We start from the raw sequence: 15363 nt of genomic DNA, 5'->3' as shown, positions 1-15363 counted from the left end.
ATGCCTGAATTACCTGAAGTAGAAACCACTCGTCGTGGAATACAACCCTATGTTGAAGGTAATACCATCAGCAAAATGGTAGTACGTCACCGTGGCTTGCGCTGGCCTGTGCCTGAACAACTTGAAGCCATTGTTAAAGATCAACGCGTTACCAAGGTCGAGCGCCGCGCGAAATATTTACTTTTCCGTTGTGATAAGGGCACCTTGATTCTTCACCTTGGCATGTCAGGTCGCTTGCGTGTTCTCGATAATGACCACAATATCGGTAAACATGACCACGTCGATATCTACATCAATAACGGTCATGTTTTACGGTTTACTGACCCACGACGGTTTGGTGCCGTCTTATGGACAGAGGCAGATACCGACACGCATCAACTGATAGCGCATTTAGGTCCTGAACCATTAGCGGACTTATTCAATGCTGATTATCTTTATCAAAAAGCCAAAGGCCGTAGCGGAAATATCAAAAGCTTTATTATGAACGGTGAAATTGTCGTCGGTGTTGGCAATATCTACGCGAACGAGGCGTTGTTTTTAGCAGGTATTCACCCAGCTAAGGCTGCGGGGAAAATTAGCAAAGCCAAAATGGCAGAACTAGTCGAGGCGATAAAACTGGTTTTGAATCGAGCCTTATTAGCAGGTGGAACAACGCTCAGGGACTTTCGAAAAAGTGATGGTAAACCCGGTTATTTTGCACAAGAATTGAATGTCTATGGTCGCGAGAATGAACCTTGCCTTCGCTGCCAAGCCCCGATCAATTGTATTCGTCAGGCACAACGCGCCACCTACTTTTGTAAACAGTGTCAGCGACGGTAATTTATTTCTGTTGACTGAAAAATTCTGCTAACAAGCGAATTTCATCTTCGCTATAACCTTTCGCATGCTTCATCATCACTGTGGAGGGCCGCTGACCTGTTTGAAAAAGCTGCATTTGTTCAACAAAGTACATTTTATCCAACCCCGCCAGACTCGGTGTGCCTGCCACACTATGGCCATTAGTGCCATGACAAGCCGCGCAAGCAGAGGCTAACAAAGCCGCATTACGCTCTTGTGCATGTAAAGACGATAGCGATAACAGCAGGCAACATGCGCCCAACAACTGATAAAGCGACATATCGCTCTCCTTGTTCATACGTATAACACTAGCCTACGTTATAATTGTCATTTAATCACCAGCAATCAACTTCATGTCAGAAAAAATTCAACTTCAAGAAATTATCCCGGACGAACTCGGTGGCATGCGTCTCGATCAGGCCTTGGCAAAACTGTTCCCTGACTTCTCCCGTGGTCAGCTGACAAAGTGGATTAAAGCCGGTGATGTGACCGTCGATGAAGCCATATTAAGGCCACGTGACAGTGTGATTGGTGGTGAAAACGTGATCATAGATACGGAACTTCAGTCTCAAGATGAGAGCTGGTCCGCTGAACCGATTGCCTTAGACATCGTGCATGAAGACGATGACGTTATTATTATCAATAAACCCGCAGGCATGGTGGTACATCCTGGCGCAGGCAACCATCAAGGAACACTGGTTAATGCCCTGCTTGCCCATGCACCGCAACTGGCGAACATTCCACGTGCAGGCATTGTGCACAGACTGGATAAAGCCACGACAGGCCTGTTAATGGTGGCTAAAACGCTGCAGGCGCATAACTCTCTGGTGTCACAGTTGCAGGCCAGAACGGTTCAACGCGAATATCAGGCCATTGCGATTGGTGTGATGACCGCTGGCGGTACGGTTGATGAACCCATTGGTCGCCACCATATTGACCGTAAACGCATGGCAATAAGCCAAACCGGTAAACCGGCGATAACTCACTACCGAGTTGAACAACGTTTTCGTGCCCACACCCATATCCGTTGCAAACTGGAAACCGGTCGTACCCATCAGATCCGTGTTCATATGGCACATATTCGTCATCCCTTATTAGGGGATCAGGTCTATGCAGGCCGTTTCAAAATGGCAAAGGGTATGTCAGAAAACTGCCGTGAAGCGGTTCAAGGCTTCCGACGTCAGGCTCTGCACGCAGGTTTATTAGGGTTTAAACACCCAGCCAGCGGTGAAGATGTTTCATGGCAGGCTCCGTTACCAGAAGATATGCAGACAATTCTCAAACTTTTAGCGGACGATACCAACAGGGAGGACTAAGTGTCATCTCGCCAAACATTTCATGAAAAATTAAGCTGGCTGCTTGATAACAGCATTCGCTTACCCGGTGGCTATCGTATTGGTTTAGATGGCTTTATTGGGCTAATCCCCGGTTTAGGGGACTTTATTAGTGGCTTATTATCTTCACTTATTATTATCAAAGCCCAGCAACAAGGTGTGCCGCGTACCATTCTGATTAGAATGTTTATTAACGTTTTAATAGATAGCGTGCTTGGCAGCCTGCCACTGTTGGGTGATGTATTTGATTTCATGTGGAAAGCGAATCAGAAAAATAGTGCGCTGCTGACTCACTACCAAACATCACCGCAACCTACCGCAAAACAAAGTTGGCTAGAAAATGTAGTATTTATCGCTATGCTAATTGGTCTATTGGCGCTTGCCATATTTCTAATAAGCTGGTTAATTGGTCTACTGTGGTCACGCCTTTTCGGCTAGAGATACTGTTGATAACAAGGAGTTTGTATGGACATTATTCGCATCATTGTTGCTATTCTTTTACCACCTCTTGGTGTGTTTCTACAGGTCGGTATTGGCGGTGCATTCTGGCTAAACATCCTGCTGACATTATTAGGTTACATTCCCGGTATTGTTCATGCTGTCTGGATTATCGCTAAACGTTAACTTGTGATTTAACGCAGAACTTGTCCTTCGTTACATTCATTTTTTATCGGAAACGCCATGAATAAAGTACTTATCTCTGTGCTTGGGAGCGATCAGCCAGGCATTATCGCCATCGTTTCTAATGTCATCAACAAACGTAATGGGAATATCGAAAACCTTAGCCAAACTCTGCTCAATGATGTATTCGGTGCCTTATTACAAGCCGAACTCGGTGAAGATGACAGTGCCGAGGCATTACAACAGGCTATTGAAGCGGCTTGTCAGGACATGGCACTTTTTATTCGCGTACATTCATGGAGCGAAACCACATCAGACTGGCATCAGCATAAACCTGAAGTACAGCCCTATATTGTCACAGCCATAGGGCCTGACAGTCAGGGTTTAGTGGCTGAAATCGCTGGCAAACTGTTTACACACGGCGTCAACATTACGAATATACAAGCCATCTTTAAAGGTGGCGATAATCCCATGAATAACCTCATGGTATTTGAGGTCGATGTACCGCGTGCCACAGAAATGAACGACCTGCGCGATGCGCTAGATGACATCGCCAAACGACTTGCTCTTGAAATCAGTGTGCAGCATCGAAAAATATTCGATTCTGTGAGCAACATCCTTAACTAGTCATTGTCTTTGAAGACAGCCAACATCAGGACAGAGCATGTTAAATCCAAAAGAGATTATCTCAACCCTTCAGATGGTTCGCGAAGAGAACCTGGATCTACGAACAGTCACTGTCGGGATTAATCTGACTGATTGTGTCAGTGATGATATTGAGCGCTTCAAACGCAATATTTATAACAAGATCACGCACACCGCCAGCAAACTGGTAAGCACTTGTCAGCGTATTGAGCGCCGCTACGGCATTGAAGTCGCCAACAAGCGTATTTCTATCAGCCCCATTGCTGTCGTCGCAGCGCCGTTTAATGCTAGTCAAATGGTGGAAATTGCCCTGACTTTAGACAAAGCTGCAGATGAACTCGGTGTCGATTTTATTGGGGGATTCAGCGCGCTTGTTGAAAAAGGCATGAGCGCCGGTGATAAGGCCTTAATTGATGCAATCCCACAGGCACTGACCGAGAGCAAACGAATCTGTTCATCCGTCAACGTTGCCAGCACACGTGCCGGCTTGAATATGGATGCCATTAAACACATGGGCGGTATTATCAAGCAAGCGGCCAATATGACCGCTGAGGATGATGGTTTAGCAGCTGCCAAATTGGTTGTATTCGCCAATATCCCGCAAGATGTGCCATTCATGGCCGGTGCCTATTTAGGTATAGGTGAAGCCGATGCAGTCGTCAGTGTCGGTGTGAGTGGGCCAGGAGTGGTCAAAGCCGCTCTTGAACGTGCGATGAATGAAGAAGAAGGCATGGATTTGAGCCGCGCTGCTGATGTGATTAAACAGACTGCTGCCCGCCTCACCCGTGCCGGTGAACTGGTTGGTCGTGAGGTTGCTCAAGCGCTAGGGTTGCCATTTGGAATTGTAGACTTATCTTTAGCCCCAACACCTAACGAAAATGACAGCGTCGGAGAAATCTTTGAAGCGGTGGGCCTACCTGCCATCGGCGCCCCCGGTAGTACGGCATTTTTAGCCATGCTGAATGATGCTGTGAAGAAAGGCGGCGCCTTTGCCAGCTCCCATGTTGGTGGCTTAAGTGGTGCGTTTATTCCAGTCTGTGAAGACCTCACCATTGCTGAATCAGCACGCCAAGGCACGTTATCTTTAGAAAAACTGGAAGCCATGACCGCCGTCTGCTCAGTAGGTCTGGATATGGTTGCCCTGCCCGGCGACACCTCAGAAGAAATGATCTCAGCGATTATTGCTGATGAAATGGCGATTGGTGTGATCAATAAAAAAACCACCGCCGCCCGTTTGATTCCGGCACCGGGCAAAAAAGCTGGTGATCATGTGGTCTTCGGTGGTCTGCTCGGCGAAGGACCAGTAATGGCAGTGAATATGGGTAGTCAGGAAAATCGCTTTGTGCGTCTGGGTGGTCGTATTCCAGCGCCTATTCAAAGTCTAGTGAATTAGTCTTTAACGATCTAAATAAGGGGCTGCCGCATTTTACGCAGTCCCAATGTAAGTCACAGTTTTTTTGGGGTGAAGTGATTTTTATTTTTTGTTATTTGCCAACTTTTTTTATCTTATTAATTATTCCTTCACGCTCGACACCCCCAAAAAATCTGCTGTCATGAGACCTCTTTGAGTTATCACCTAGAATAAAATATTGTTTACTGTTCATTGTATGTGATTGATTAGTTTTGGAACTTTCTTTTTTAAACTGACTAGCTGAGTAGTATTTAATTCCAGTTTTTTGTAAGTATTTAGGAATGACTATTCTCTTATCATTAATAAATACTTGGCCATCATTGAGACTTACTTTCTCATTTGGTAAAGCAACTACTCTACCTATGTAATATGAAGGTTCAAGACTAGGAGTTTTGTAAAGAACAATATCCCATCGCTTAGGTTCATACGAGAAGACTGAAATTATGGGCACTGTATATTTGTCTCCCTTTAGTAGAGTCGGTGACATATTTGTGCTGCCAATAGTGTGAGCTCTGGTAAAAAAGAAAAAAAGACCTAATATCAGGGCTAATGCAAGTAGGATGATTTTTATTTTCATAGCAAATAACTTTTTACACAAGGGGCTTCCGCGTTAGCGACAATCTCAACAGAAGCCACGTTTTTTTTGCGGCTGGAGTGAGTTTGATGTTTTTGTTATGTATTGCAGTTTTAAGAAATATTTCGGCATTTGTATATTCCATATAACCAAGTAACTAAGACAAAAGTGCTAACTGTTATTTTTGAGTCAACCGGAATATTTAAAATTTCAAATACTCTTACAGGAATCATTGACAACATTAATCCAAGCAACGGTAAGCCAAACATGATAATTATTGCATGCGTAAATTTAGAAAACTTTGCAACTGATGGAGCATCAAGTGGTTGTACTGCCTTGGTAGACTTAAAATTAAAGAACTTGAAGGGGTACAAAACTAAAACAACTACGATGATTATCAAAACATTATGAAAATAATTGTCTAACAGGTAGCTGAAAGTTATTTTTTCAACTGTTTCTGCCGTTTTAAAAAACATTTCAATGCTTGTTTCGATCACTAGCATAACGGCAGAAAAAAAAAGAGCCGTTACAGAAAGTGAAATAATAAACCTAAATAATTTATACATAACGCCTCCAAGCAAGCGCGACTGCGGAATGGAGGCCAAGACCCAGTGTAGTAGGCCTCGCCATGCCTGCACTTGTTAGGCAATTTCATTCACTCCACTTGGCTTTAATGTGTTTTCCTGAGCCCTTTCCAAAACTCTTTCGATCAAGCATCTTTGCTTTAAACTCGAAGTCTTTGCTGATTTTCACGATAAGAAGCTTGCTGAAATTACCGGCTCGCTTTACTAACACGGCATTGTCAGATTTAAATGGGCTAATTGTTTTTATTTCGACGAAATCGTTACCCAATTTACCATCGGAGCCTCGCGTATACGGCTTATGCCTTTTGATTCCGTATTTAGCTTCACCGTATAGCTCGCCAAGCTCTCCATAAATTGGCAGATGCCGACCTGCTATTTCGAAGTAGTTTCGGGCGGTTTCAACCAACTCATCCAGCAACTCCCAAAGCTCTAGAGTTGTTGGGCTCTTTGGCTCTCTACCAGAATCCCAGCCCTCTGTATCGTCAATAAATTCCTCGATGTTCTCCCAATCGCCATGCTCCCAGAGGTTATAACCACAGGCAGCAGCATCCGCTATCTGTTCTGGGCTATAGCCCTCATTATGCATATCGTGTAGAAAGTCCCAGTCGCTCATATGTTCCTCTTGCCTAACGCTGCCAACACAGACAGTCGAAGCGCAGCGTAGACTGTCCAGTGCAATGCGTTTTTTGCATTGCACAATTGTGATTGGCCTTGTTATGGATTTTCTGGCGCATGCTCTTGATATTGTGTGACACCATCAGGCATGACCTCCCAACTTGCTTTAGACCCGACAAATATATGCCTACCAATTTCTATTTCTGGATTTTCATTAAGGCAACCAAGTGTTACACCATGGACTTCATTTTCATAGATGCCGCACAACGTAGAGCCGCATTTCTTGCAAAACTGTAACCCAAAGCCCTGTTGAGTAGCATAAGTCGTTAAATATTCCTTACCACTAACCCAGCTAAACTCTGAGGCGTTTACCAACGCATAGGATGATGCCTGAGAGCTAAAGGCTTTTCGGCAACGCGAACAGTGACATGATCTAGCGTCGGAGAGCACACCGTCTATTTTGTATTTGATTTCACCACAAAAGCATTCGCCAGTTAATTTCACTGAATTCTCCATGATGCCTAACGCCGTGATAACCGGCGCGAGGTACGAGCGTCCGGCGCTGCAGGCGCGTAGTTAATTGCCTTGTTATGCATTTTCTAGCGCCAGAGCACATTGATGTAAGATCGGCTGTATAGAAAGCCACCCCTCTTTAACTATTGCACCTCTTTCATTTGGTCGTGATGCCAATTTATATGATGTAGATTCGAGGTCTATTAGCTTCAAAAGCTCGCTAGATGGCTCGCTTAAAATTATTGATCTAAACATCCTGGCGCAAGTTGCTAGGTGACCGGTATAAAATATCCGATCATCGAAGTCTAAACCCTCGCCTTCTAATGCTTGATCTAAAAGGCCCGCAAAGTCAGATAAATTTATCAGCGCCCAGTCCTTCGATTCATCCATGCTTACCCTCTCTTATTGCTAACAGCCTATTAATGAGGCCACTGGCCTCATAATAATTATTATCGGGCCGGCCTTTTAATTTATCAGTCAGGAAACTTTGTATTACTTGAAGACTAATGCTAAGAAGCACTAAGCGAAGGGTAAGGCTATTTTGAACCAGGTTAGATCCCTGCCCTTGTTTGTATCTGAGTATCCTTACTGAGCTTTATATTTCCATATTCAGCTGATTTCGGCAAATCTTGGGCAAAAAAAAGGGCTGATAAAATCAGCCCTTCTTAATTTTGCAGAAATAATTAACTTATTTCTTAGCCGCTTCGCGCTCTTGAACTTCCTTAATAACCTCTTCCGACACATTACGTGGGCATGGGCTGTATTGCAGGAATTCCATTGAGAACTGACCACGACCAGAAGTCATTGTACGTAGCGAACCAATGTAACCAAACATTTCACTCAGAGGCACATCAGCTTTGATACGTACGCCAGTTGCACCAGCGTCTTGAGACTTGATCATGCCACGACGACGGTTCAAGTCACCGATAACGTCACCGACGTGATCTTCCGGTGTGAATACGTCAACTTTCATGATCGGTTCCAACAACTGAGGACCCGCTTTAGGAATTGACTGACGATATGCACCCATCGCTGCCAACTCAAATGCAATCGCAGAGGAGTCAACGGCATGGAAAGCACCGTCAAACAAGTTAACTTTCACGTCTAACAGTGGGAAGCCAGCCAGAACACCTTTGTCCATCATTTTCTTGAAGCCGCCATCAACTGCTGGCCAGAATTCACGAGGAACAGTACCACCGGTAACAGTAGATTCGAAAGTGAAACCACTACCTGGCTCACCCGGCTCAATAATGTAGTCGATACGACCAAACTGACCCGAACCACCTGATTGTTTCTTATGTGTGTAGCTGTCTTCGATACGTTGTGTGATGGTTTCACGGTATGCCACTTGTGGTTCACCAACGATAACATCAACACCGTGAGTACGCTTCAGAATGTCTACTTTGATATCCAAGTGCAGCTCACCCATGCCTTTCATGATGGTTTCGCCACTGTCTTGGTCTGTTTCTACACGGAAAGAAGGATCTTCTTTAATCATCTTACCCAGTGCGATACCCATTTTCTCTGAGGCACCTTTATCTTTCGCTGCAATCGCGATTGAGATAACAGGATCCGGGAAGACCATTGGTTCCAGTGTCGCTGGATTTTTCGGATCACACAAAGTGTGACCGGTTTGAACGTCTTTCATACCCACGATAGCGATGATGTCACCAGCGTGTGCGTAATCTAATTCGTTACGGTCATCGGCGTGCATTTCCACCATACGACCAACACGTTCTGTTTTACCGGTGAAGGTATTCAAAACGGTATCGCCTTTTTTCAGCTCACCCGAGTAAACACGGACGAATGTCAGAGCGCCAAAGCGGTCATCCATAATTTTGAACGCCAGCGCGCGCAATGGGCCGTTAATATCAACAGTCGCCACTTCACCTGTTTCGTTACCTTCCAGATCAACTTCTGGCTGAGGATCAACTTCAGTTGGGTTAGGCAGGTAGTCAACAATCGCGTCAAGCAGCAATTGCATACCTTTGTTTTTAAATGCTGAACCACAGTATGTTGGGAAGAAGTCCAGTTGCAGCGTACCTTTACGGATACAGCGTTTGATGTCATCAATCGCAGGCTCTTCACCTTCCAAGTAGGCTTCCATCAGATCGTCATCTTGCTCAACAGCCGTTTCGATCAGTTTTTCACGCCATTCTTCGATTTGGTCAGCCATCTCTGCAGGTGGCTCATCGATGCTGTAGCTGGTTGGGTCTTTTTCATCTGCCCACGTCCATGCTTTACGTGTCAGCAGGTCAACCACACCAACGAATTCGTCTTCGATACCAATTGGCAGAACCATGACCAGCGGTGTCGCAGCCAGTACGTCTTCAACCTGTTTCACAACGCGGTAGAAGTCAGCACCCATACGATCCAGTTTGTTAACAAAGATCAGACGAGACACTTCTGAGTCATTCGCATAGCGCCAGTTTGTTTCTGATTGTGGCTCTACACCACCACTACCACAGAAAACACCAACACCACCGTCGAGAACTTTCAATGAACGATATACTTCGATAGTGAAGTCAACGTGTCCAGGGGTATCGATAACGTTCAGACGGTGACCTTTCCATTCACAGGTAGTCGCCGCTGACTGGATAGTAATACCACGTTCGGCTTCCTGATCCATGAAGTCCATGGTCGACTCACCTTCGTGAACCTCACCGGTTTTGTGGATTTTACCAGTCAGTTTTAAGATACGTTCTGTCGAGGTGGTCTTACCCGCGTCAACGTGAGCAAAGATACCGATATTTCTGTACTTGGTTAAATCAGAAGATGAAGCCATAATCCCGTCTCTATTGATATTTAAGTGAACAATACGTGTATTACCACGTAGTTAAACCCGCCAATTCTAAACTAGATCGACAACAGATGCACACATTATCGAATAATGAAGTTACAGAATGTTGTCTGTTGCCATTTGCGGGCGATTTATTTAGTGAATACCGCGGTTTATATAGTGCTGACTGCGATAAACCCGTTATCTTTATTTGAACTTTTTCTGCATTGGCAGCCATTGATAGCGATAGACGACACCCGGCACCGCCAACACGATAAAAAAGCTCAATGTGGTGACAAAAAATTCCCAATTCTGTGGGTACACATCACCCGAAAATCGTGTCTCGAACACCATGCTAATCAGCAAACTCAGCAGGTAATAGACCACTAATTCTACTAACCGCACCCAGATGGGCTTGTTCTGCATAGGAAACACAAAAAATACTCTATTACCAACCCATGGTAGGTTCGCAATCAGTAAAAAAACGCCTAACATTAACCAGACTGACATGATTCCCTTTTACACAAAGACGATTGAACAAATTTTCATTAGCATACCGGGGAATAGCCCCAGCCCCAAAACCATTAAAATATTTGCGCTCAGTATAATCTGAACTAAGCTTGATGCCGTCACCGTATGCTCAACTAACGGCTTGTCAAAATACATGACTTTAATCACGCGTAAATAATAAAACGCGCCTATCACCGAAGTAATCACAGCCACTATAGCCACGCTGAGCAAGTCGACATCTATCACTGATTTAATGACAAGCAGTTTGGCATAAAAACCAGCCAAAGGCGGAATACCTGCCATCGAAAACATCAAAATCATCATCATTAATGCAAACCAAGGTTGTTTCCTACTGAGACCTTTGAAATCTTCAATATTCTCGGCCTCGTAACCCTGCCTGCTCAGTAGCAAAATCATGCCAAAGGCACCCAAAGTCATCAATGCATAAATCAGCGTGTAAAACAGGGAGGCAGCAAACCCTTCTTGCGTTCCCGACAACACCCCCATCAGTAAAAAACCCACATGAGAAATGGTCGAGTACGCCAGCATACGCTTCAAGTTGGTTTGAGCAATCGCGACAACATTACCGACAATCATTGATAACACAGCCAACATAATGAGCATGTCTTGCCAATGGCTGTGCAAGTCTATCAGCCCTTCAACCAATAATCGAACCAGCATCGCAAACGCCGCGATTTTAGGTGCTGCTGCTATAAATAACGTCATGGCTGTCGGGGCACCGTGATACACATCAGGCAACCACATATGAAATGGTACAGCACCAAACTTAAAGCCAATACCAATAATCAAAAACACCAAACCAAAACTAAGAATAGTCTCATTGCCAGTCGACATCGACACTGCAGCGGCAACCTCACCCAAGGCGAGACTGCCAGTAATGCCGTAAATAATCGACATGCCGTAAAGCAACATACCCGAAGCAATTGCCCCCAATATAAAGTATTTCATCGCAGCTTCAGTGGCGACGGCAGAGTCACGCTGCATCGCCACCATGGCGTATAAGCATAAAGACAGTAACTCCAGTCCCAGATACAAGGTCAGAAAGTGATAGGCCGACACCATGATCAGCATGCCTAAGGTGGCAAATATGGCTAGCACATAAAATTCGCCCTGCATTAGCTGGCGAGCTTTTAAATAGGCCGACGAATACAACAAAACCAATACATTGACCAGACAAATACTCAGTTTGAGCAGATCACTGAGGCTATCTTTCACATACGTATCAGCAAAGGTCAGCCCACCATCACCGATAGACCAGAAAATAATTAAGGCAGTGCTCAATAGCGTCAGTTGACTTAAACCATAGACCCACTCCACTCGGCGTACACCAGTGAAAGCAACCAACAATAAAATCACACAGGCCATGCCCAGCAGGAACATTTCCGGTAGCGCGAACTGCATATTAGGAACTTGAAACATCTCTGCGCCTATCCTCTACAACTTCGACTGGGAAACTTGGGTTAACAAATGCTCGACCGAGGCATGCATCACATCTAACAAGGGATCGGGCCAAACACCTATAAATAAAACAATCACGGCTAATGAAGCCAGCATTGCAAACTCGCGACGGTTAATGTCTTTCAAGGCTGCTACCTCTTGATTAGCAACCTCGCCATAAAACACGCGCTTTACCATCCATAAGGTGTAGGCAGCACCAAGAATCAAGGTTGTCGCAGCCAAAAAGGCAAACCAAAAGTTAGCCTGAAACGCCGCTAGAATCACCATAAATTCGCCGACAAAACCAGATGTGCCCGGCAGGCCAGCATTAGCCATAGCAAAAAACACGGCAAACGCAGCGAACACCGGCATCGTGTTGACCACGCCACCATAGGCGCTGATTTCACGGGTATGCATACGGTCATACAATACGCCAACGGCGAGGAACATGGCCGCTGAAATAAAGCCATGAGAAATCATTTGCACCATGGCTCCTTCTATTGCCAGCACAGCACCAGTGCCGGTTGATGCATTGGCAAATATTCGGAAGATAATGAATAAACCCAATGTCACAAAGCCCATATGAGCAATACTGGAATAAGCGATTAATTTCTTTAAATCTGACTGCGCCAAAGCAACAAAGCCGATATACACAATTGCGATTAGCGACAGACTGATAATAAACCAATCCAATACCAGACTGGCATCCGGGGCAATAGGTAGCGCAAAACGCAGAAAACCATAACCACCAATTTTCAAGGTGATCGCCGCCAAGATCACAGAGCCCCCTGTGGGCGCCTCAACATGGGCATCAGGTAACCAAGTATGCACCGGCCACATGGGCACCTTCACAGCAAACGCAATTAAAAATGCCAGTAATAACCATGTTTGCTCTTTAAGACTAAGCCCGACATTGTGAAAGTCGAGAATTGCAAAGCTGTCACTGACATGGCGTAAATACAGTAATGCCACTAACAGAAACACTGAGCCGAAAAAGGTATAGAGGAAAAACTTAATCGTGGCGTAAACCCGATTGGGGCCACCCCAGATGCCAATCACCAAAAACAGTGGGATCAGCATGGCCTCGAAGAATACATAGAACAAAATAGCATCGAGTGCTGAGAACACCGCCAGCATCAAGCCTTCCATAATCAGAAAAGCAGCCAGATATTGGCTAAGCCGATCTTTAATCACTTCCCATGCGGCAACCACCACCAGCAAGGTCGAAATGGTCGTCAGAATAATCAACGGCATCGAAAAACCATCTACGCCCAAATGATAGTTGATCGCAAAGGTTTCTATCCATGAATGACGTTCAACGAATTGCATCTGATACGTTGTATTATCAAACCCGATATACAAACCAAATGACAACAACATGGTTAGCGTTGCTATCGCCAAAGCGAAGGGTTTCAGAATCGGTCGTTCATCGCCAATTAAAATGGCAATTACCCCACCAAGGATGGGTAACCAGATAACAAGACTGAGTAAAGGTAAATCTGCAAGCATATCTATTCTCAGTTCGCCCCAGTTAAGCCACATAGAGGGTTAGCAATAGCCAAACCCCAACAATCATTGCAAACGCGTAGTGATACAAGTAGCCCGATTGCATATGCCTCACTAATTTGGCTACCCAGCCTACGGTTTTGGCCGAGCCATTCACCACAGCACCATCAATCAATAAACGATCACCAATACGCCATAGCATCGCGCCCAATCCTCGTGAGCCCGCAGCAAAGACCTTGTCATTAAAATCATCAAAGCCATACTTATTAATTAATAGATGATGTACGCCATGTAACTTTTCTTGCAATATTCCAGGGATATCAGGCCGATGCATATAGAGATACCAGGCCATGGCAACCCCCGAAATAGCTAACCAGAATGGCCATGCCTGCAAACCATGCAACATAAAACTGATAATGCCGTGATACTGCTCAGCCTGTTCGCCCAAAACGTGGTGGTGGCCTGCTACAAAAATCGCATTACCAAAAAAGCGTCCATACACCACACTACCGATGAAATACCCCGCAACAATCGACGGTATCGCCAGCAATATCAAAGGTATCGTCACCACTTTGGGTGACTCATGCGGTAAATGCCCGGCATCGGTATCAAAGCGCTCTTTGCCATGGAAAACCAGGAAGAAAAGCCGAAAGCTATACAAGGCAGTAATGAAAACACCGACCAACACGGCAAAGTAAGCAAATTGGCTGCCGGCAATATCAGAGGCATGCACCGCTTCGATAATGGCATCTTTTGAGAAAAAACCAGAAAAGCCAGGAAAGCCAATCAAAGCCAGTGAGCCGACTAGGCTGGTCCAGTAGGTGATCGGCATGTATTTCTTCAATCCACCCATGCGCCGCATATCCTGCTCATGATGAAGGGCCATAATGACCGAACCGGCGGCAAGAAATAATAATGCCTTAAAGAAGGCATGCGTCAGAAGGTGAAATACGCCCGCAGCATAGGCCGACACACCCAAAGCTACTGTCATATATCCTAGCTGCGAGAGCGTTGAATACGCTATAACGCGTTTGATATCGTTTTGTACCAAACCTAATAAGCCCATAAACAACGCTGTGATTGAGCCAATAATCAGCACAAACGACAAGGCAGTCTCAGACAACTCAAACAGTGGCGACATTCTTGCCACCATAAAGATACCTGCAGTCACCATCGTTGCAGCATGAATCAACGCCGAAATCGGGGTAGGGCCTTCCATTGAGTCTGGCAGCCACACATGCAAAGGTACTTGTGCTGATTTACCCATGGCACCAATAAACAGCAAAATACAGGTTACCGTCATCACTGACCATTGCGCATCACCAAATAAGACAATGGTTTTTTCTGCCATGGTCGGCGCTTGAGTAAAGACGTGTATGTAATCCAAACTACCGGCATACATCAATACCGCTGCAATACCCAGTAAAAAACCAAAGTCGCCAACACGGTTGACCAAAAACGCTTTGAGATTGGCATAAATAGCAGTGGGCTTTTTGTACCAAAAACCAATGAGCAAATACGACACCAGGCCTACAGCTTCCCAACCGAAGAACAATTGCAGGAAGTTATTTGCCATAACCAGCATTAACATCGCGAAGGTAAACAGCGATATATAGCTGAAGAAGCGGCAATAGCCATCGTCATCCTCCATATAGCCAATGGTGTAGATATGCACCATTAAAGACACAAAGGTGACTACCGTCATCATCACGGCAGTAAGCGCATCAACCATAAACCCGATTTCGAAGGTTAACGAACCGGCCTTGAGCCATTGATAAACACTGTCGTTAAAATAAGCGCCGTCAACAACAACTAGCTTGAACACCCACACAGACAGTGCAAAAGAAGTCGCCACGCCTGCAATCGTCAAACGATGCGACCATGTACGGCCTATTTTCTTGCCAAAAAAGCCAGCAAAAATGCTACCTAAAAGCGGTGCTAAGACAATGCTGAGCAGCAAATACTGACTCATGCCG

The 15363-nt window shown here is 45.2% G+C and carries 17 protein-coding genes; 6 read left to right on the top strand and 11 right to left on the bottom strand.

Annotated features, from left to right (window positions below; all coding sequences use genetic code 11):
* Positions 1-819, top strand: coding sequence for a bifunctional DNA-formamidopyrimidine glycosylase/DNA-(apurinic or apyrimidinic site) lyase (mutM, locus tag MDMS009_RS10325; protein ID WP_008291405.1), 819 nt, complete (start codon positions 1-3; stop codon positions 817-819).
* 1 nt (position 820) lies between these two features.
* Here the strand turns inward: mutM and MDMS009_RS10320 are convergent, their stop codons facing one another.
* Complete coding sequence (locus MDMS009_RS10320) at positions 821-1117, bottom strand: c-type cytochrome (RefSeq protein ID WP_008291479.1); 297 nt, start codon at positions 1115-1117, stop codon at positions 821-823.
* 73 nt (positions 1118-1190) lie between these two features.
* Here MDMS009_RS10320 and rluD point away from each other — a divergent pair, with 73 nt between their 5' ends.
* From rluD to MDMS009_RS10295, 5 genes are read left to right on the top strand one after another with little or no spacing between them, the layout of a single operon-like run.
* Positions 1191-2153 (top strand): 23S rRNA pseudouridine(1911/1915/1917) synthase RluD, encoded by a 963-nt coding sequence (gene rluD, locus MDMS009_RS10315; protein WP_008291559.1) that lies wholly within the window; start codon positions 1191-1193, stop codon positions 2151-2153.
* The gene (locus MDMS009_RS10310) at positions 2154-2609 is read left to right on the top strand and encodes a DUF4112 domain-containing protein (protein WP_043888190.1); all 456 of its coding nucleotides are present in this window, start codon (positions 2154-2156) and stop codon (positions 2607-2609) included.
* A 27-nt stretch (positions 2610-2636) separates the two neighbouring features.
* Positions 2637-2795, top strand: a complete 159-nt coding sequence (locus MDMS009_RS16105) for a YqaE/Pmp3 family membrane protein (protein ID WP_008291353.1) — start codon at positions 2637-2639, stop codon at positions 2793-2795.
* A gap of 57 nt (positions 2796-2852) precedes the next feature.
* Complete coding sequence (locus tag MDMS009_RS10300) at positions 2853-3419, top strand: glycine cleavage system protein R (RefSeq protein ID WP_008291476.1); 567 nt, start codon at positions 2853-2855, stop codon at positions 3417-3419.
* 37 nt (positions 3420-3456) lie between these two features.
* Entirely contained in the window at positions 3457-4830 is a 1374-nt protein-coding gene (locus MDMS009_RS10295) for a PFL family protein (RefSeq protein WP_008291256.1), read from the top strand.
* Positions 4831-4921: 91 nt separating this feature from the next.
* Here the strand turns inward: MDMS009_RS10295 and lepB are convergent, their stop codons facing one another.
* The 10 genes from lepB to nuoL form a co-directional block, all read right to left on the bottom strand.
* Positions 4922-5425, bottom strand: coding sequence for a signal peptidase I (gene lepB, locus MDMS009_RS10290; protein ID WP_043888189.1), 504 nt, complete (start codon positions 5423-5425; stop codon positions 4922-4924).
* A gap of 110 nt (positions 5426-5535) precedes the next feature.
* Complete coding sequence (locus MDMS009_RS10285) at positions 5536-5988, bottom strand: hypothetical protein (RefSeq protein WP_043888188.1); 453 nt, start codon at positions 5986-5988, stop codon at positions 5536-5538.
* An 85-nt stretch (positions 5989-6073) separates the two neighbouring features.
* On the bottom strand, positions 6074-6619 hold the full coding sequence (locus MDMS009_RS10280) for a hypothetical protein (RefSeq protein WP_043888187.1): 546 nt from the start codon (positions 6617-6619) through the stop codon (positions 6074-6076).
* 101 nt (positions 6620-6720) lie between these two features.
* Positions 6721-7125 carry a GFA family protein gene (locus tag MDMS009_RS10275; RefSeq protein WP_043888280.1) on the bottom strand — a complete coding sequence of 135 codons (405 nt, stop codon included), beginning with the start codon at positions 7123-7125 and terminating at the stop codon, positions 6721-6723.
* An 84-nt stretch (positions 7126-7209) separates the two neighbouring features.
* Positions 7210-7524: a hypothetical protein gene (locus tag MDMS009_RS10270; protein WP_043888185.1), complete on the bottom strand. Its 315-nt coding sequence runs from the start codon at positions 7522-7524 to the stop codon at positions 7210-7212.
* Between the two features lie 298 nt (positions 7525-7822).
* The gene (gene fusA / locus MDMS009_RS10265) at positions 7823-9919 is read right to left on the bottom strand and encodes an elongation factor G (RefSeq protein WP_008291355.1); all 2097 of its coding nucleotides are present in this window, start codon (positions 9917-9919) and stop codon (positions 7823-7825) included.
* A 201-nt stretch (positions 9920-10120) separates the two neighbouring features.
* The gene (locus MDMS009_RS10260; protein ID WP_237700521.1) at positions 10121-10408 is read right to left on the bottom strand and encodes a DUF2818 family protein; all 288 of its coding nucleotides are present in this window, start codon (positions 10406-10408) and stop codon (positions 10121-10123) included.
* 24 nt (positions 10409-10432) lie between these two features.
* On the bottom strand, positions 10433-11863 hold the full coding sequence (gene nuoN, locus MDMS009_RS10255) for an NADH-quinone oxidoreductase subunit NuoN (RefSeq protein ID WP_043888181.1): 1431 nt from the start codon (positions 11861-11863) through the stop codon (positions 10433-10435).
* A gap of 15 nt (positions 11864-11878) precedes the next feature.
* Positions 11879-13390, bottom strand: a complete 1512-nt coding sequence (locus MDMS009_RS10250) for an NADH-quinone oxidoreductase subunit M (RefSeq protein ID WP_008291478.1) — start codon at positions 13388-13390, stop codon at positions 11879-11881.
* Positions 13391-13412: 22 nt separating this feature from the next.
* Positions 13413-15359: an NADH-quinone oxidoreductase subunit L gene (gene nuoL / locus MDMS009_RS10245; protein WP_008291303.1), complete on the bottom strand. Its 1947-nt coding sequence runs from the start codon at positions 15357-15359 to the stop codon at positions 13413-13415.
* Between the last annotated feature and the right edge of the window lie 4 nt (positions 15360-15363).

This window comes from Methylophaga thiooxydans DMS010 (assembly GCF_000156355.1).
GTDB classification, from domain to species: Bacteria; Pseudomonadota; Gammaproteobacteria; order Nitrosococcales; family Methylophagaceae; genus Methylophaga; species Methylophaga thiooxydans.
This window is presented reverse-complemented; position numbering and strand designations above follow the sequence as displayed.